Source organism: Streptomyces olivaceoviridis (genome assembly GCF_014650115.1).
In the GTDB taxonomy this organism is placed as follows: domain Bacteria; phylum Actinomycetota; class Actinomycetes; order Streptomycetales; family Streptomycetaceae; genus Streptomyces; species Streptomyces olivaceoviridis.
On sequence record NZ_BMUI01000012.1, the window covers coordinates 180,527 to 196,594 of the forward strand.

Below are 16,068 nucleotides of genomic sequence, written 5' to 3' on the forward strand. Positions count from 1 at the left end.
GAGGTGGAACTTCCATGAGAAACCGGGCCTCGCTTACCGGAACCGCAGTGGGCCTCGCGGTGGCCGGAGCCCTGTCGACGACACTCGTACCGTTCACCGCGTCACCGGCCTGGGCCCAGGACTGCGTGGCCTCCGCTCGCACTCCGAGTTCCGGCCATACCTACCTTGCCTACCGCCGCAACGTCCAGGTGAGGGAAGCGGTGGTGTGCCTCATCAACGCCCAGCGGGCGCAACAGGGTTTGCCGGCCCTGACCTACAACGAGAACCTGACGACAGCGGCTCAGGAGCACGCCTTGGCGTCCGTGGAGCAGAAGTGGTGGGGACCGGGCAAGGACCCGCACACCAACCCGCAGACGGGCTCGACACCGCAGAGCCGTATCCAGGGAGCGGGCTACTGCCCGAACCCCGTGTCCTGGCGGGTCGCCGAGATCGCCTACAACGGTTGGGGCGGCGCGGGGACGCCGGACGCCGCCGTCAACTGGTGGATGAACTCACCGCCCCACCGGGCGAACATCCTCGATCCCGGACTGCGTGAGATCGGGCGCTGGGCTCAGGCCGGTGCCGCCGACCCGGCCGGAACAGGCGCGAGCGGAGCCGGAACGTACGTCGTCACCTTCGGAAGCTGCGAGCAGTGACGCACCGGCTTCGGCTGGCTGAAGCCCTGACCAGGCGCTCAACCGACCGGCGCCGCCGTCCTGCTCACCGTCGCTCCGATCGTCCGGGCCGTCGCCCGACGGGCGCCGTCCGTCGTCCGAGGGAGCCTCACGGGACGACCGGGTCCGCCGACCGGGCCGCCCTCCGTGCCCAGCCGGCGGGAACCGCGCCGGCACGAAGCCTCCCCGGCCGACCGCGGGGAGGCTTCGCCGCTTGCTCAGAGCGCGGTCCCCGTCTCCTGTGCCAGTGCCCGCAGCAGACGGTCCTGGAACGCCTCGTCGTGGACAGCGCGGTGCGGCTCCTGCCGCTCCCGGTGGTACCAGTACCCGCCGGTGGTGAGCGCCTCGGGGTCGTCTCCGGAGGCCAGCCACTCCTGCGTCCGATGGCCGAGTTCGAGGTCGTCCGGTGCGTTGGGCCCGCCCATCTTCGTCGGTACCCAGCCCGGGTCCACGGCGTTGCTGAGCACGTCGGGGCGGAGGCGGGCCACCGCGGTCGCGAGTGTCGTGACGAACAGCTTGCTGTCGGCGTACGACCCCGCGCTCCGTCCCCGCCAGTCGATACCGTCGAGCAGGGGCCGCCCGTCGAAGTGCGAGCCGCTGCTGAGGTACACCAGGCGCCGCGGGCCGCGGAGCAGGGCCGTCAGCAGGTACGGGGCGATGATGTTGACCGGCATGACGGCCGGCCCGCTCCAGACGCCGGCGTTGTGGATGACGGCGTCGAGCGGCTCCGCGTCGTTCAGTTCGGTGACGACGCGCCGTACGGCGTCACGGTCCGTGAAGTCCCCGACCACGAGGCGCGCCCCGCGGTCGACCAGCGGGTCGAGTACCGCCGCACGCCCCTCGCTGCGGGCGTGCACCACCACCTCGTGTCCGGCGGACAGCAGCGAGTCGGCCGCGGCACGTCCCAGGCCGTCCGTGGAGCCGGTCACCAGGATCCGGCTCAAGGTCGCACCCCCTGTCGTCCGAGCGATGTCCGGGAAGACGCCACCGCTGGGAGTGTGAGGGCCGCTTCGGCATCGTGCCGGACTGTTCCTCGCATGGGAATGCCTCCTTCCGTCCGGGCCGGCCCCTGGGCCGGCCCGGGTGCCGGGTCCGGGTGCGCATGCGCTGCCGGGAGGGGAGGAGCCCGGCGGCCCCTCCCCGGTGTTCAGGCTGCGAAGACCTGCTTCGCGGTCGTGATCGCCGTCATGGCCTTGGGCCAGCCGGCGTAGAAGGCGAGGTGGGTGATCGCCTCGATGAGTTCGGTCTCGGTGACGCCGTTCTCCTTCGCGCGACCGAGGTGGAAGCGGAGCTGATCGGCGTCACCGCCGGCGACGAGCGCGGCGACGGTGATCAGGCTGCGGTCGCGGGCGGCGAGCTCGGGGCGGTTCCACACGTCCTCGAACAGGACGTCGTCGGTGAGCTCGGCGAGCTTCGGGGCGAAGTCACCGATGGTACGGCGTCCGCCGCCGATCTGCTGGGGCTGGTCGGTCATCGGAGGTCCTTGTCGGCTCGGCGCGGGTCAGCGGCTGTGCGGGCGGTTGTACTGCTCGTCGGTGACGGGCTCGTTCCAGGTGGTTTCCTCGCTGCCGTCGCCCTTGCCCTCCCACATCGCGATGTGTTCCATGAAGCGGTCGGCGCTGGCGCCGTGCCAGTGTTCCTCGTTCGGGGGGCAGGTGACGGTCTCGCCGGGGTGCGCTTCGAAGACGGTGCCGTCGCGGGTGCCGATCAGGGCGATGCCGGAGACGACGTGCAGGGTCTGGCCCAGGACGTGGGAGTGCCAGTGGGTACGGGCGCCCGGGGAGAAGCGGACCATGTTGGCGCGCATCCGGGAGGGCTCCTGGCCCGCGTGGAGCACGTCGAACCAGACGTCGCCGGTGAACCAGTGCGCGGGGGCCTTGACCGTGGCCTGCTGTCTGACGAATTCCATGGTGTGTCCCTCTCGGAGGTGCGGGTTCGGGGATGGAACAGGCGGCGCTCATGACGAGGGAGTACTCCACCGGTGATCAGGAGGGGAGACGCCTCGGGCTCGTCGGCGATCTTCTCGGGTGCAGCCGCCTTCATCGAGGAAACCCGCAGGCCGGTGGGGTGGGGAAGGGCCTGCTGTTCCGGGTACTGACAGGACCCCCCACACGTGCGGCATCCGGCATAGCCTGACCATCGTGAGACCTGAGAGCGATATCCGCGAGTTCCTGGCCTCCCGCCGCGCCAGGATCACCCCGCAGCAGGCGGGCCTGCCTGCGTACGGCGGCAACCGGCGCGTGCCGGGGCTGCGCCGGGAGGAAGTCGCCCTGCTCGCCGGTGTCAGCGTCGACTACTACGTCCGCCTGGAGCGCGGCCACCTCGCCGGCGCCTCGGAAGAAGTCCTCGGCGCCGTCGCGAACGCCCTCCAGCTCGACGAGGCCGAACGCGCCCACCTGCACGACCTGGCCCGCGCCGCCGCCAGACGCCCCGTCCGCCGTACCAAACGCAGTGGCCCGCTGCCGGACAGTGTCCTGCGCGTCCTGGAGTCCATGACCGACTCCCCCGCCTTCCTGCGCAACGGCCGCCTGGACATCCTGGCCACCAATCGCCTCGGCCGCGCGCTGTACTCCCCTCTCTTCCCCGACAGCACCACCCGGTCGGTCAACATCGCCCGGTTCCAGTTCCTCCACCCACGAGGCCGGGACTTCTTCCCGGACTGGGAGGAGTCCGTGAACACCACCGTGTCCCTGTTGCGCACCGAGGCCGGACGCGCCCCGCACGACAGCGGTCTGACCGGGCTCATCGGCGAACTCGTCACCCGCAGCGAGGAATTCCGCACAGCCTGGGCCAAGCACAACGTGCGCCTGCACCACACCGGCCGCAAGTCCTTCCGGCACCCGGCCGTCGGTGCCCTCACCCTGGACTTCGACGCCATGGAACTACCGGCGCTGCCCGGCCTGACCCTCACCGCCTACAGCGCCGCCCCCGGTACACCGGAGCACGAGGCCCTGCGACTGCTCGCCTCCTGGGCCGCCACGCAGGAGACGGACGTCCCGGTCCGGCCCGCTCCGGCGGACGACCGGTAGCCGCCGGCTGACTGCCCGTCCGGTGGACACGGTCACCGCCGTGGGTTCCGGGCCGATCCAGCCGGCGGTTCCGACGCAGGCTTCATTGCCTTCCGGGTCGGCCAGCACCCAGTGCGACGGCGGATGGGCATCGCTCACCAACCGGCCGCCGACGGCAACGGCCGCCGCTATGCGCGCTTCGGCCTGGTCATAGGGCGCCCCGCGGCGGTGCGGGTCGATCAAGTCCTCGGGGCTGTTCGCTCGACCGGCACAGCCGAGCAGCGCACGCCAGAACCGCACCACATCCCGCCCCGCGAGCGCGTCGACGGTGACCTGGACGGTCTGAACGGCGGACGGGTCCGCCGGGATCCCTAGCGTGCGCGCCAAGGCCGATGTGCTCCGGGCGAGTTCGACATCCCGCTCGCTCAGTCCATAGAAGTCGTCGGTGAGCGTGATCAGTCGCACGGTCACGCCGTCGTATCGCACGTCGATGTCGGGGTGTCCCGCCTCGGCGTCGGGCAGTTCACCGATCGCCTGCACGAGCCTCGCACCAGCGGCCAACGACCCCGCGCGGAAATACGCACAGGCTCCGTCACCCAGGACACGCCAGTCCAACGCCCTCGCGCGCCTGGTCCGGTGCGTGAGGGCGGACACGTACGCGCGGCGGCCCGGCGACCCGGCGGCCACGTTACGGGCCGTCCGTACCCGCCCCACGTAGCTGAAGGAGGTATGCCGCGGTCAGCGCGACGGCACGGTCCGTGTCATGTGACAGTGCCACGAGGGCAGTTGTCGCCCGCGTTCCCGGGATGCCCGCCAGCGCCTGGGTCAGCCGCCCGCGTGCAGGCGCTTCGGTCGTGTCGTGGGCCAGGCGGTCGACGAGCATGGTGGCGATCTGATCCGCTGTCGTGGTGTCGTCGGCCAGCACGCCCAGTGCGTCGGCCGCGTCGGTGTCGTTCCTTCCCGCCACGATCATGTCGATGAGCGTCGGGACCGCGTCCACCGCACCGCGTGTGCCGAGTGCCAGAGCCGCATGCCCGCGCACCACGACATCGGGGTTCGCGAGAGCGTCCCGCAGTTGCTCGGAGGCTTCGGCACCGGGCATCTCGGCGAGGCACTGGACGGCACGTTCCCGCACCGCGGCCACCGGTGAGCCGAGGCCCTCCGCCAGCAGCGCCGCGCCTCCGCCACCGGATCGCGCCAGCGCCCATCGAAGGGCCCCGGCGACGTTCGGCTCCGTCTCGCTGAGTGCCGCCTCGACCAGGGCCTCCACCGGTACCGGAACCTCGTCGGCCGAGGAGAGGGCCGCGCGCTGGCGGGCGTCGGCGCTCTTCGACCCCAGCGCCTGGAGCAGCGCGACGACTTGGAGGACGTCCTCCCAGCCGGCGGGGTCCGCGGCACGGATGCGGCTGAGGCGCGTGAGCAACTCGGTCTCGGCCGCGATGCGGTCGCGCGTCTGACGGACGAGGTCGTCGACGAGCGCCGAGGGCGTGAAGCCGGGATCGTCGAGCGCGCGTGCGATCTCGCGCAGCGACAGTCCGAGCGACCGCAGGCTCTCGATGTGGAAGATCCTGCGCATGTCCTCGCGGCAGTACTCCCGGTATCCGGAGCCGGTACGGCCCGAAGGGCGCACCAGACCGAGCGACTCGTAATGCCGGAGCATGCGGGCGCTGACCCCCGACCGCCGTGCCACCTCACCGATCAACACGCCTTACCGTTCCTCCTGGCCGGGCCCGCCGAGGGCTACGACGCGCTTCGCCTCCTCGATCGCGAAGTCGAACCCGGTGTCCGGGTCGCGCAGCAGCCGTTGTGTGGCGAGCGCGTGCGCCCGGGTGCGCGGGTCAGGGGCCATCGTCGCAGAACCGAGAGCCGGCACGATCACTTCACCCAGGGTGACCAGCGCCCGGCTGAGACTCAGCCGCGTCTCCCGCTCACCGCGCCCGAGCTGCGTCGCCAGCACCGTGGCCAACGCGGATTCCTCGCCCTCCGGCACGAGCACGACGGCGGCGCGCCAGGCGCTTCGCGCCACCTCGTCGTCGGCGTCGGACAGGAGTGTCCGTGTGATCGCCGGCCACGCCTGGCGGTCCCCGATCTTGGACAGTGTGTGCAGCGCCTGGCTCCGGGCCTGCGCCCGCTCCGAGCGGACTTCGCGGAGCAGACCGGGCAGCGTCATGGACACCGGATGGCGGGCGAGCGCCCAGGTCAGCATGTCGCGGACGAAGAACTCGGGCTCGATCGCGCACCGCTCGACGAGCTTGTCGACGAAGCGCGGGTCGGGTGTCGTGCCGGCCGTCATGGCAGCCCGCAGCCGCACGGAGGACCGGCTGTCCTCCAACCGCTGGAGCACTCGTACCGCATCCGTGTCCTGTCTCGGGATCGTCATCGAGACCACCTCCTCGGCGAGCAGTGAAGACCTTGTCACCGTGTCAAGGTCAAACAGCCCGCAGAGCGGGCACGTCTCAGCGGATCGCCGGAGTGACCGGCGGCCGGGCCGGAGGGGCTGTGCTTCGGGCGGAGGAATGCCGGACGGGCGGGCCGGGCCGGCAGGAGCTCCACGGCTGGGGACGCGCCCGCGCTCTGACCCACGCACACTGGATGTGTGCACGGGCTGACGGCCGGCGGGGCGGCTGAGCGTGCGGACCTGCTCGCGACCGCCGCGGTGGAGAGCGTTGGCGATCGCGTGGCCGGCCGCACCGGGCGGCGAGGGACGGTCCAAGGCTCAGCACCGCCACCTTCGCGGCATCGCCTGCCGGCTCGGTGACGCTCTGGCCGGGCTCCGCGCCCGTACCGGTGAGCCCGTGGAGTGGGAACCGGGGACGGCCGCCGTCGCGGCCCCGGCTCACCCGGCCGCGGCCGGATCGGCGCGCGGCGCTTGCGCGTACGGGATCGCAGCGGCGGCGGAAGACCGGGCGGCCTCGCTGGACGAACTCGCCGGCCGGCTCCCGCACCACGCCCGCGCCTCCTCCTACCGGGCCGACGACATCGCCCCGCTCCGCACCGGACACGGCTCCGCGCCGGTGGCTACATGACACGGGGCCCGTCCAGGCCGCATCCTGGCCGACATGGATCCGCCGGTCGGCACGCGCCGCGCGGGGCGGCCGAACGCGCGGCGAGCGGTCATGGCTACCGGTGCTCGGGGTTCTCGTAGTCGTGGCGGCAGCCGGCGTCCCAGGCGGTGCGCTGGTTGCCGTAGGCGGGGATGCCTCCCAGGTCCTTCAGCGCCCGCGCCAGGTGCAGCAGGTTCCAGGTCATGAACGTGGTGTTGCGGTTGGTGAAGTCGTTCTGCGGTCCGCCCGAGCCGGGGTCGAGGTAGGAGGGTCCGGGCCCTGCCTCACCGATCCATCCCGCGTCGGCCTGGGGAGGGATGGTGTACCCCAGGTGCTGGAGACTGTAGAGGACGTTCATGGCGCAGTGTTTGACGCCGTCCTCGTTGCCGGTGATCAAGCAGCCGCCGACACGGCCGTAGTACGCGTACTGACCGGCGTCGTTCAGCAGACTGGAGCAGGCGTAGAGGCGTTCGATCACCTGCTTCATCACCGAGCTGTTGTCGCCGAGCCAGATCGGTCCGGCCAGCACGAGGATGTCGGCCGCCATGACCTGCCGGTACAGGTCCGGCCAGGCGTCCGTCTCCCAGCCGTGGTCCCTCATGTCGGGCCACACGCCGGTGGCGATGTCGTGGTCCACCGCCCGGACGACATCGACCCGTACGCCCTGGGCGGCCAGGATGCCGGTGCTCCGGTCGATCAGACCCTGGGTGTTGCTCGTCTCCGGCGAGCGCTTGAGGGTGCAGTTGATCACCAGGGCCCGCAGGTCGTCGTACCGGGCCGGAGGTGTCTCGGTGGACGGCGGCGAAGCGGTCATACGGTCCTCCCAGATTCCTGCCGCCACCCCTGCACGGCGGCGCACCCGCATCCAGACCAAGCGTGTGGGCCGCCTCCGGCAGGCGCCACCACAACGCCTCCGAATGGCCGGGGCACCCCCGCGCACCCGGAAGCGGCCCGACAGCGTCTCGGGGGGAGCGCCGGCGATCCGGAGGGGTTCGGCGGGCTAGGAAGGGCGCCCGCCGAACTGCCAGTTGTGCACCTCGATGGCGTCGTACCGGTCCGGGGTCAGGAGGGCGCGTGCCGTGTCCGGGTCCGCAGCGCGGACCAACGCCGCCGTCCCCAGCCAGGTGGCGCCGTCGTCCGACAGCAGCGGCCCGTAGGCGATCAACCCGTCCCGGTCGGAGGGAACCGCGAGGTCGGCGGCTTGCCCCGTGCCGAGTCCGAGTACCAGGTACCGGTTGCCGCCGGTCCGGCCGCCGGGGAAGTCCCACATGGTGCGCCCCAGCGTGTTGCGCCACCGTCGCAGCAGCACGTCCCGGTAGACGCCGGCCTGGTAGTTCGGCTCGTCGAAGGCGAACGCGCGGGCAGCGGCGGGATCGGGCAGGTCGACGATGCGCACGCTGCCGGTGGGTGTGCCGCCGTCGGCGGCCAGGGTCGGGCCCCGGGCGATCATCTCCTTCGCGTACTGGTCCATGTACGACCAATGCTCTTCCCGTAGTTCGACGCGCAGGGGCAGGGAGCCGGGCCGGTCGCGGTGGTAAGAGAGGAACTCCATGACCAAGGTTCTCCTCACGGCGGTGACCGGGTCGAGCGGGTTTCACAGCGATGCGGCTCGGCGGCACGGGTGATGTCCGGCTAGTCCGTGGGGGCGGGTTCCGGCGCGGTGCCCGGGCGCGTACCGGAATCGGCCGGCTGCCGCTTCCCGTGCCTGTCCAGCGCCGCGAGGGTCAGGGTCACGGTGACCGAGGCGGCTGCCATCAGCGTCATCGCCGTGGCCGGGGAGGTCAGCTGGGCCAGCGTGCCCGCGAGGGCGGCGCCGACGCCCTGGAAGGCCGCCATTCCGGTGGCGTGCAGGCCGAGGGCCTGGCCCGCGAGGTCGTCGGGGGTGAGGGACATCAGGCGTTCCTGTAGGACCAGGCTCGCGGCGAAGCCGACGGAAGCGACGGTGACGGCCACGGCCGACAGCGCCACTCCCGGCCGTAGCACGAAGAACAGGTAGGGAGCCGCCAGCAGCAGGCGCAGCGGGATCGCGAGACGGGGGCGCACCGCGGGCGGTACCAGGCGGCCCACCGCCATGTCGCCCAGGAACATGCCCAGGGCCCCGAACGCGTAGAGCGTGCCGGCGGCTCCGGGGGCGTAGGAGACATAGAGCGAATCGCTCCCGACCACCAGGCCGTTGGGGACCCACAGGCCCAGGTACGTCAGGCGGCGGGGGCGCGAGGACCACAGGAGGGCGTTGGTGCGCCAGGTCGCGGAGACGGACGGGCGGCCGGAGGAGCGCGGCGGGCGGGCCGTGAGGCTCAGGCGGGTGATGAGGGCCGACACCAGGTACAGCGCCGCGGCGAGGAGCAGACAGGTGCGCGGGGACAGCAGCGCCAGCAGTGCGCCGCCCGTCGCGAACCCGGCCACCTGCGTCAGCCCCCAGAGCATGTTGAAGACCGAACGGCCCAGGACGTAGCCGTCCTTGGACAGGATCTCGTTCAGCAGTCCCCCGCGCACTCCCCCGCCCAGCGAGGCGACCAGCCCCTGTGCGACGACGACGGCGAAGACCGCCCAGACCGGCAGGCCGGGCAGCGCCAGCACCACCGTGGCACCCGCGAAGGCGAGGGCGAGGCCGGACAGGATCGCACGCGAGGGCAGACGGTCGGCGCCCGAGAGCAGGAACGCGGCCCCCAGCAACTGCGCCAGTTGCGGGCCGAACATGCTCACCGCCGACAGGAGCGGGGAGCCGGTGGCCCGGAAGACCAGCGTGCCGAGGGCCAGGCCGCCGATCGTCTGGGCCGCGGCGAAGGCGGCGAACGAGAGCAGGAACGGGGTGAACTCCGGGGTGCGGAACAAGGCTCGGTAGCTGCGCATGCGTCGCAGTCTCGGAGCGGTCCTCGGGCCGTGTTTAATGTTTCGGCCACAGACGAAAGATCGTACGCATGGGCCTCTGGCGGATCGGCACCGACACCCTCGCTCGTAGCCGGTTCGTGCTCTCCCCCTTCGCCGAGACCTTCGCGAGCCTGAAGCTGTTGCACGCGGGAACCGGCTCCCACCCGGGCGAGGAGGCATGGCTGCGCGCGCACCTGCCCGGCTACCGCGCGCGCCTCGCGGCAGACCCGGTGGCCGCGCACCTCGTGCGGGCGGCACTCGGCACCTCGTGGATCGCCGACTTCTTCTGCCCCACCTCATGCGTCGGCGAGAGCTTCGAGGGGACCGTGGCCCGGGTGCGGGCGGCCGGGGCCGACCAGGCGCGGGCCAACCTCCGCGTCTCCCTCCGCGGCCCCCTCCCCGCGGCCCTGGAGCGCGACGACCTGCCCGAGCGGGCGACCGCGCTGCTGACCTCCGTCTGGGAGGAGACCGTACGGCCGTACTGGGACCGTCGGCGGCGCATCCTGGAGGCCGACATGGTCGCGCGGACGGCGCGGGTGAACCAGGGTGGCTGGGCGGCCGTGCTGGACTCGCTGCGGCCGGGGACGCGGTGGCTCGGGGAGAGCCGGTTCCAGGTCAACCTGAACGCGTATCCGCCCCGGGAGGTGGCCGCCGGGGCGGAGCTGCTGTTCATGCCGGTGACGCCGAGGACCGGGTGGGTGTCGTGGGAGGGGCGGGAGCGGTACGCCGTCGTCTACGCGTGTCTCGGCGTACTCGCCGAGGACCACGACCGGCGGCCCGTCCCGGCCGGGCTCGGGGCGCTCATCGGGACCGCGCGGGCCGGATTGCTGACGCTGCTCGGCACTCCCATGAGCACGACCCAACTGGTCGCCGTGACCGGGCAGGCGCTGGGGTCGGTGGGCGGGCATCTGCGGGTGCTGCTGGACGCGGGTCTGGTGGAGCGACGGCGCGCCGGACGGTCGGTGCTGTACGTCCGGACGGCGGCCGGGGAGGTGCTCATGGAGGCGTCGGGGGCCGGCACCCGTCACCCGGAGCCGGAACCGGGAGATCCACCAGCCGGCGCGGCCCTGCGGCCCCGCACCGCCGGCGGAGAGCGGCCCGGGAACGGCCACGTTCAGGAGACCGGGCGGCCGGCCACGGTGTAACCCACCGCGAGACAGCGTGGGGTCAGTCGAGCCGGAGCCTGCGTCGGCGTCGGCGTCGGCGTCGGCGTCGGCGTCGGCGTCGGCGCAGGCGTCGGACACCTTGTGGCAGGTGACCGGTCGCGGGGGCCAGTCCGGGCGAGGGCGAGGGCGAGGGGCAGCCGGGAGGCCGGTGCCGGGCCCGGGCGCTGGGTGCGCCGGGTCGTCGAGCAAGGCATCAGGCCCAGGCCGGCAGGCATTCCCGCTTGCTCTGCTCCTCACCGATGTGGGAGCCTCCGTCCAGCTTCCGGCATGTACCCACTCACGGCGAAGGACTGAAGCCAATTGATCACGGCGTCCCGCAGCGGTCGCCGTCGGCACTGAGCCGTCTCCCCCAGGGGTGGCGTTCACCGGTGCCGCGTCCGTCTCCTCACGGCGGCCCAACGATGCGGTGGCCGAACCACCGCCCCACCTCCCTGCTCGGAGGTGGTCCCCGGCCGTGGCCGGTACGCCAGTTTGCGCGTTGTCCCCGTTCCGCCGGTGCGGCGGCAGCGCGCTCCGCCTGTAGCCCCAGTGAGGACATCACCGTGGACATCACCGTCCAGAGCTTTGCCGTCGCCAACCTGCGCCGCCGCCCCGCAGCGGTCGAGATCGGCGGCTTCGTCGCGGGATTCGATCCGGCGACGACCAGCCCCTACGTCAACTACGCGACCCCCGTGCCCGGCATCCGTCCAACCGACCGGGACGTCGCCGCGCTGATCGAGGCGTTCCGTGGGCGCGGACTCACGCCGCGGTTGGAGTTCGCCCCCGAGGCCGCGCCCGCCGTGGCCCCGGCACTGCGCCGGGCGGGGTTCACCACGGAGGCGGTGCACGCATACATGGTCTGTACTCCCGGCACGTTGACCCCGCGGCCGAACGGCCACCGGGCGGTCGCCGGACCCGGCGTGGAGATCCCGCGCACGGATGAGGACTATGCGGCGATCGACGCTGCCCTGTCCGAGGCGTTCGCCGGTGACTTCACGCCCTCTCCCGAAGGCGCCGCCCGGCTGCGGCGCACTCAGGAGAACGGCGGTGCCGTCCGGTTCGTCCGGGCCCCCGACGGCGGATGCGCCGGAGCGGCCTCCTGCTCCGCGCCGGCCGTGGGCACGTCGGAGCTGTCGGGTGTGGGGACCCGTCCCGCCCTTCGCGGCCGCGGAGTCGCCGCCTCGGTCACGGCCGCGCTGACCGAGGCCATGTTCTCTCAAGGAGCAGGATCGGTCTGGCTGGAGTACTCGGGCGAAGGCTCCCGCCGCGTGTACGAACGCGTCGGCTACCGGCCCCGAGGCACTCGTCTGTACATGAGCCTCGAAGGATGAGGCGGGAGTGGTGACGTCCTCTCAGGCCGGAGTGGCCGCATAGGGGAGGACTTACCGCAAGCGTGTCAGCGGGTGGGAGGACGGCACCCAGGCGACCGTTCACGTACAGGGCGGCCGGTAGGAGAGACTGCCCAGGCGGTGTCGCCACTGCGCGCGGCTGAGGGCGTTGCCGGTCGTGTCGCAGATGTGGTGCACGACCCGGTCGATGTCCAGGTCCCACAGCCTGATGGTGCCGTCAACGCCTGAGGTCGCCAGCGTGTGGCCGGCAGGGCCCAGTACGGCCCTGTCGACCGCGCCGGTGTGGCCCACGAGCGCGTCGCCCGTGGTGGAGGGACGCGCCGGATCGGTGACGTCCCACAGTCTGATCATGCCGTCCGTGGTGCCGGTGGCGAAGGTGCGTCCATCGGGGCCGAACGCGAGGGCGGAGACGAGGCCGGCGCTGTCGGTGGGCGGACTGAGCGGCCTGGGATGGGCAGCGCGGGCGACGGTCCACAGGCGGAGGGTTCCGTCGGCGGTGGCCACGGCGAGCGTGTGTCCGCGCGGGGCGAACGAGGACGGTCCCACCTTCCAGGCGCACACCAAGGCGGTCAACTGGGTCCGGGGACGCTGGGTGAAGGTCTGCGGCGCCTACTGGCGCATGCACTCCAACGGCGTTCCGTACGTGGCGAAGAGCGCCTGTTCCAAGTGGTACGCCAGCTAACACACGGGAGGTGGGGCGGCGCCGCGGCCGCGGGGATCCTCGCGGCCGCGTGCGCCCCCGTCCGACGCCGGACGAGCTGACCGGCACCGCCACGCCTCGGTGAATCATCAGAAACGAGACAGATCTCATGCGTATGTACCGCATCGGCAAGGCGGCGGCAGTCAGCGCCGCGACCGCGCTCCTGACGATCGGCACCATCGGCCAGGCCGCCGCCTCCCGGTCCGCGCCCGACATCGGCGACGGACACCACAACAACAAGCACGCGGTGTGGTGCGTGCAGCACCTCCTCAACGACGTCGCCAAGCGCTACGGGCACGGTCGCCCCCTGACGGAGGACGGCCTGTGGGAGCCGAAGACCAAGCGCTGATCACGTGGTACCAGGGCTTCGACGGCCTGCACCGGGACGGCATCGTCGGCAAGGAGACCGGCGGCTGGCTCCTGATCGACGGCGACCCCTACTACGGCGGCCACAACTACTGCTACAGGTACGTGCCCTCGCGGTTCTGACCCGCCGCGGTCGGGGGGCGGACGGCACAGCGCGCGGCGGTCTTCCCGGCGTACTGGCGACGACGCGAACCGCGTCCGCGTGCAGGGTCAAGGGGTCGCTTCGCGGCGTCATCACCCCGCCGCCCGAACTGCCTCGGCGGCGCAGCAGCACAGCCGGCCGGACGGCCGTCGCAGCGACACGGCGACACGACGACACCCACGAGACATCACCGAAGTGACGACATCGACGAGGAGTTTCCCATGACATTCGCTGTACGGCCCCGACACCGCAAAGGCACCGCGGCGCTGGGCGTCCTGACCGCCGCGCTCGCGGCGACCGGCATGCTGGTCGGCACGCCGAGCCCGGCGGTGGCGACCACCACCTCCGAGGTGAGACTGACGCAGACCGACCTCAACGGCCTGGCCTACGACGCCGGGACGGTCGACGGCGTCCCCGGCGCCCGGACCAAGGCGGCCACCGCGTCCTTCCAGAGCGACCGCTGCCTGACCGTGGACGGGGCGATCGGCCCGCAGACCCTCGGCGGCCTGCGGAGTGTGGTCAAGCAAGTCCAGGCCAAGGCCAGGGTCACCGCGGACGGAACGTACGGCTCCGACACCACCGGCGCGGTGAAGCGGTACCAACGTGCCCACCACCTCGACGCCGACGGCATCGCCGGACCGGACACCATGAAGTCCATGGGCATCACCCGTGTGGTGCCCGGATGCCACACCACGGGCGCGCTGCGCACCAAGATCGTGAGGATCGCGAAGAGCCAGATCGGGGTGACGGAGGGCCGGGGCAAGTGCGTCCCGGGCAAGCCGTACAGCATCTGCGCCGACTGGTGCGCGGCCTTCGCCACGTGGGAGTGGCGCGAAGCCGGGGTACGCGTTCCGTTCATGAAGTCCGTGCCCGGCGTCTACGACTGGGCGGTCGCCCACGGCAAGTGGGTGGGCACCAGCCGGCTGTCCACCACCCGGCCGGGTGACTTGATCATCTTCGGCCACGCCGGTTACCGCTACCACATCGGCGTCGTCGACCATGTCAGTGGCCGCTCCGTCCGGGTGATCTCCGGCAACACCGCCGACCCCCGCGGCTCCGGCCGGATCGGTGTCTACGACAAGACCTACCCGCTGTCCGGCTCGGTCTTCTACGGCCTGGTCCGCCCGTAGTCCGACACCCGTCAAGGGCGGGCGGCCCGCACGGCCGCCCGCCTCCGCGCAGGGGCCGTCATCGCTGTGCGGCGGCGCCCTGGAGCAGCGGCGTGTGCTCAGGTCGGCGGCCTGGGTGTCGGTGGCGGCACGTACGGTCCGCGTATGACTGATGAGTGGTGGGTGGACGTACGACGGCGGGTCGAGGCGGCGGGGGCGGCGCCCGGGGCGAGCGAGGTGTTCGGGGCACGGGGGCACAAGTGGGTCGTGGAGGACCCGCTCACCCAGGGCGAGTTGGCCGAACTCGAAGCTCAGGTGGGTGTGCGGCTGCCGGAGGAGTACCGCGCCTTCCTGCTGCACGTCGGCGCGGGCGGCGCCGGCCCCGCCTACGGCCTGTTCCCGGTTCGTCGGGTACAGGGTCGTTGGCGCTGGGAGGGCGACGGCGCGGGCCTTGCCGACCTGTCGACGCTCGCCGAGCCGTTTCCCGACCAGGGTCCGGACCCGGAACTGCTCGACGACGTTCTTGCCCAGCGTCCCGAGGAAGAGGACTTCGACGACATCGAGGACTTCGACGACGCCATCGAGGCGTGGGACGAGCGGTGGGAGGCCGTCATGTTCGCCCCGGAGCGCACCGCCGGGGCGATCGTGATCTCCCACCTCGGCTGCGCCCAAAGAGAGTGGCTGGTCGTCAGCGGCAGCCACCGCGGCACGATCTGGTCCGACTGCCGGGTGGACGACGTCGACCTCGCGCCGCTCCGCCACGACGACGGCACTCCGGTGAGGTTCGCCCGCTGGTACACCGACTGGCTGGAGAAGGCGGAGCGCACGGCTCTGGCGATACCGTAGGCCGTTCCCGCCCGCGCCGCGGGAGGAGTTCCGGCGCGGTACTGCCGCGGCCCGCCGGCCGTACCGCCGGGCGGCGACCGGTGGTACGGACCGTCGCCCGGGGCTCCCGCCCGCGGCCGGCCAGAGGGTGCTCGGGCTGTCCGCGGGCTACGGAATCGCTTTGCCGCGACGGATGGTGAGGCATTAGAGTCGATCATGTGACTGCCGGGTCGGCCATGGGCCACACACGAGTGAGGCGCCCGGCCTCGGCGTGAGCACGAGGCGGGCGAGAGCCCCGCCGCTTCTCCGCGTCTTCCCTCCAGCGCCCGCACGTGGCGCCCACAGCGGATCAAGACCCGGAGACCCGTCCACACATGACACATGATCAGCAGCGTCGGCACGCACTCGCCTCGCCGGCCACCGTCGAGCTCAACCACACCGCCGTCCACGCCACGGATCGTCAACTGTCGGCCGCATTCATCGCCGCGATACTCGGTCTGGAGGTCGGCGCCCCCTTCGGGCCGTTTCTTCCCGTCGACCTGGGCAACGGCGTCACACTCGATTACTACGAGAAGCGCGACGAGCCGATCCAGTCGCAGCACTACGCGTTCCTCGTGCCCGACGATCAGTTCAGCACCATGATCGCCCGCCTGGAGACGGTCGGTGTCACCTACTACGCCGACCCCGGCCACACCGAGCCCCACCGGATCAACCGTCTTTTCGGAGGCCGTGGCGCCTACTTCGGGGACCCGGACGGCCACAACATGGAGATCATGACGCGGCCCTACGTCCGGCCGTAGGAGGCCGCCGAGTGCCTGGGGCAGCGCCGGCTTGCCCGGAGCCGGCGCTGCGCAGG

The 16,068-nt window shown here is 72.2% G+C and carries 20 protein-coding genes and 1 pseudogene; 11 read left to right on the forward strand and 10 right to left on the reverse strand.

What is annotated here, in order from left to right:
- Nucleotides 1-14 precede the first annotated feature (14 nt).
- Nucleotides 15-635 (forward strand): CAP domain-containing protein, encoded by a 621-nt coding sequence (locus IE273_RS23385; protein ID WP_229887403.1) that lies wholly within the window; start codon nt 15-17, stop codon nt 633-635.
- A 236-nt stretch (nt 636-871) separates the two neighbouring features.
- Here the strand turns inward: IE273_RS23385 and IE273_RS23390 are convergent, their stop codons facing one another.
- From IE273_RS23390 to IE273_RS23400, 3 genes are all read right to left on the reverse strand, one after another.
- Nucleotides 872-1,597 (reverse strand): SDR family NAD(P)-dependent oxidoreductase, encoded by a 726-nt coding sequence (locus tag IE273_RS23390; protein ID WP_189817110.1) that lies wholly within the window; start codon nt 1,595-1,597, stop codon nt 872-874.
- 203 nt (nt 1,598-1,800) lie between these two features.
- Nucleotides 1,801-2,127 (reverse strand): carboxymuconolactone decarboxylase family protein, encoded by a 327-nt coding sequence (locus tag IE273_RS23395; RefSeq protein WP_189817111.1) that lies wholly within the window; start codon nt 2,125-2,127, stop codon nt 1,801-1,803.
- Between the two features lie 27 nt (nt 2,128-2,154).
- Nucleotides 2,155-2,562, reverse strand: a complete 408-nt coding sequence (locus IE273_RS23400) for a (R)-mandelonitrile lyase (protein ID WP_189817112.1) — start codon at nt 2,560-2,562, stop codon at nt 2,155-2,157.
- A gap of 232 nt (nt 2,563-2,794) precedes the next feature.
- On the opposite strand from IE273_RS23400, the gene IE273_RS23405 reads away from it, so the two are divergent.
- On the forward strand, nt 2,795-3,682 hold the full coding sequence (locus IE273_RS23405; protein WP_189817113.1) for a helix-turn-helix domain-containing protein: 888 nt from the start codon (nt 2,795-2,797) through the stop codon (nt 3,680-3,682).
- Nucleotides 3,683-3,814: 132 nt separating this feature from the next.
- Here IE273_RS23405 and IE273_RS23410 read toward each other — a convergent pair.
- The 3 genes and pseudogenes from IE273_RS23410 to IE273_RS23420 all read right to left on the reverse strand — a co-directional run.
- Nucleotides 3,815-4,375 (reverse strand): annotated as a pseudogene (locus IE273_RS23410) (4a-hydroxytetrahydrobiopterin dehydratase); the annotation flags it as partial.
- On the reverse strand, nt 4,350-5,366 hold the full coding sequence (locus tag IE273_RS23415; RefSeq protein WP_189817114.1) for a MerR family transcriptional regulator: 1,017 nt from the start codon (nt 5,364-5,366) through the stop codon (nt 4,350-4,352). The gene IE273_RS23415 and the pseudogene IE273_RS23410, both read right to left, overlap by 26 nt.
- Before the next feature lie 3 nt (nt 5,367-5,369).
- The gene (locus tag IE273_RS23420; protein WP_189817192.1) at nt 5,370-6,041 is read right to left on the reverse strand and encodes a HEAT repeat domain-containing protein; all 672 of its coding nucleotides are present in this window, start codon (nt 6,039-6,041) and stop codon (nt 5,370-5,372) included.
- 286 nt (nt 6,042-6,327) lie between these two features.
- Between IE273_RS23420 and IE273_RS23425 the strand changes: the two genes are divergently transcribed.
- Nucleotides 6,328-6,687, forward strand: coding sequence for a hypothetical protein (locus tag IE273_RS23425; RefSeq protein ID WP_189817115.1), 360 nt, complete (start codon nt 6,328-6,330; stop codon nt 6,685-6,687).
- A 94-nt stretch (nt 6,688-6,781) separates the two neighbouring features.
- On the opposite strand, the gene IE273_RS23430 is transcribed toward IE273_RS23425, so the two are convergent.
- The 3 genes from IE273_RS23430 to IE273_RS23440 form a co-directional block, all read right to left on the reverse strand.
- Nucleotides 6,782-7,519 (reverse strand): flavodoxin family protein, encoded by a 738-nt coding sequence (locus IE273_RS23430; RefSeq protein ID WP_014677015.1) that lies wholly within the window; start codon nt 7,517-7,519, stop codon nt 6,782-6,784.
- Between the two features lie 186 nt (nt 7,520-7,705).
- Entirely contained in the window at nt 7,706-8,257 is a 552-nt protein-coding gene (locus tag IE273_RS23435) for a YciI family protein (protein ID WP_189817116.1), read from the reverse strand.
- A gap of 80 nt (nt 8,258-8,337) precedes the next feature.
- Nucleotides 8,338-9,558, reverse strand: a complete 1,221-nt coding sequence (locus tag IE273_RS23440) for an MFS transporter (protein WP_189817117.1) — start codon at nt 9,556-9,558, stop codon at nt 8,338-8,340.
- A 68-nt stretch (nt 9,559-9,626) separates the two neighbouring features.
- Here IE273_RS23440 and IE273_RS23445 point away from each other — a divergent pair, with 68 nt between their 5' ends.
- Together IE273_RS23445 and IE273_RS23450 are read left to right on the forward strand one after the other, a co-directional pair.
- On the forward strand, nt 9,627-10,721 hold the full coding sequence (locus IE273_RS23445) for an ArsR/SmtB family transcription factor (protein ID WP_229887404.1): 1,095 nt from the start codon (nt 9,627-9,629) through the stop codon (nt 10,719-10,721).
- Between the two features lie 563 nt (nt 10,722-11,284).
- On the forward strand, nt 11,285-12,052 hold the full coding sequence (locus IE273_RS23450) for a GNAT family N-acetyltransferase (protein ID WP_189817118.1): 768 nt from the start codon (nt 11,285-11,287) through the stop codon (nt 12,050-12,052).
- A 99-nt stretch (nt 12,053-12,151) separates the two neighbouring features.
- Here IE273_RS23450 and IE273_RS23455 read toward each other — a convergent pair whose 3' ends face one another.
- The gene (locus tag IE273_RS23455; protein ID WP_189817119.1) at nt 12,152-12,574 is read right to left on the reverse strand and encodes a WD40 repeat domain-containing protein; all 423 of its coding nucleotides are present in this window, start codon (nt 12,572-12,574) and stop codon (nt 12,152-12,154) included.
- On the opposite strand from IE273_RS23455, the gene IE273_RS23460 reads away from it, so the two are divergent.
- The 6 genes from IE273_RS23460 to IE273_RS23480 all read left to right on the forward strand — a co-directional run bounded on the left by IE273_RS23460 (nt 12,567) and on the right by IE273_RS23480 (nt 16,012).
- Nucleotides 12,567-12,752, forward strand: coding sequence for a hypothetical protein (locus tag IE273_RS23460; RefSeq protein ID WP_189817201.1), 186 nt, complete (start codon nt 12,567-12,569; stop codon nt 12,750-12,752). The genes IE273_RS23455 and IE273_RS23460 overlap by 8 nt on opposite strands.
- A gap of 127 nt (nt 12,753-12,879) precedes the next feature.
- Complete coding sequence (locus IE273_RS43685) at nt 12,880-13,119, forward strand: hypothetical protein (RefSeq protein WP_229887406.1); 240 nt, start codon at nt 12,880-12,882, stop codon at nt 13,117-13,119.
- The gene (locus IE273_RS43690; RefSeq protein ID WP_229887408.1) at nt 13,095-13,259 is read left to right on the forward strand and encodes a hypothetical protein; all 165 of its coding nucleotides are present in this window, start codon (nt 13,095-13,097) and stop codon (nt 13,257-13,259) included. The genes IE273_RS43685 and IE273_RS43690 overlap by 25 nt, the downstream gene beginning before the upstream one ends.
- Before the next feature lie 240 nt (nt 13,260-13,499).
- Nucleotides 13,500-14,408, forward strand: a complete 909-nt coding sequence (locus IE273_RS23470; protein ID WP_189817120.1) for a peptidoglycan-binding protein — start codon at nt 13,500-13,502, stop codon at nt 14,406-14,408.
- A gap of 144 nt (nt 14,409-14,552) precedes the next feature.
- A complete protein-coding gene (locus IE273_RS23475; RefSeq protein ID WP_189817121.1) occupies nt 14,553-15,233 on the forward strand; it encodes an SMI1/KNR4 family protein in 681 nt (226 codons plus the stop codon).
- Nucleotides 15,234-15,586: 353 nt separating this feature from the next.
- Entirely contained in the window at nt 15,587-16,012 is a 426-nt protein-coding gene (locus tag IE273_RS23480; RefSeq protein WP_189817122.1) for a VOC family protein, read from the forward strand.
- The last annotated feature ends 56 nt before the right edge of the window (nt 16,013-16,068 follow it).

Bases quoted from the DNA above. Each gene is read 5' to 3' on its own strand.
- IE273_RS23385 (WP_229887403.1), top strand. From the start codon at position 15: ATGAGAAACCGGGCCTCGCTTACCGGAACCGCAGTGGGCCTCGCGGTG.
- IE273_RS23395 (WP_189817111.1), bottom strand. From the start codon at position 2,127: ATGACCGACCAGCCCCAGCAGATCGGCGGCGGACGCCGTACCATCGGT.
- IE273_RS23400 (WP_189817112.1), bottom strand. From the start codon at position 2,562: ATGGAATTCGTCAGACAGCAGGCCACGGTCAAGGCCCCCGCGCACTGG.
- IE273_RS23420 (WP_189817192.1), bottom strand. From the start codon at position 6,041: ATGACGATCCCGAGACAGGACACGGATGCGGTACGAGTGCTCCAGCGG.
- IE273_RS23430 (WP_014677015.1), bottom strand. From the start codon at position 7,519: ATGACCGCTTCGCCGCCGTCCACCGAGACACCTCCGGCCCGGTACGAC.
- IE273_RS23435 (WP_189817116.1), bottom strand. From the start codon at position 8,257: ATGGAGTTCCTCTCTTACCACCGCGACCGGCCCGGCTCCCTGCCCCTG.
- IE273_RS23440 (WP_189817117.1), bottom strand. From the start codon at position 9,558: ATGCGCAGCTACCGAGCCTTGTTCCGCACCCCGGAGTTCACCCCGTTC.
- IE273_RS23445 (WP_229887404.1), top strand. From the start codon at position 9,627: ATGGGCCTCTGGCGGATCGGCACCGACACCCTCGCTCGTAGCCGGTTC.
- IE273_RS43685 (WP_229887406.1), top strand. From the start codon at position 12,880: ATGCGTATGTACCGCATCGGCAAGGCGGCGGCAGTCAGCGCCGCGACC.
- IE273_RS23470 (WP_189817120.1), top strand. From the start codon at position 13,500: ATGACATTCGCTGTACGGCCCCGACACCGCAAAGGCACCGCGGCGCTG.
- IE273_RS23475 (WP_189817121.1), top strand. From the start codon at position 14,553: ATGACTGATGAGTGGTGGGTGGACGTACGACGGCGGGTCGAGGCGGCG.
- IE273_RS23480 (WP_189817122.1), top strand. From the start codon at position 15,587: ATGACACATGATCAGCAGCGTCGGCACGCACTCGCCTCGCCGGCCACC.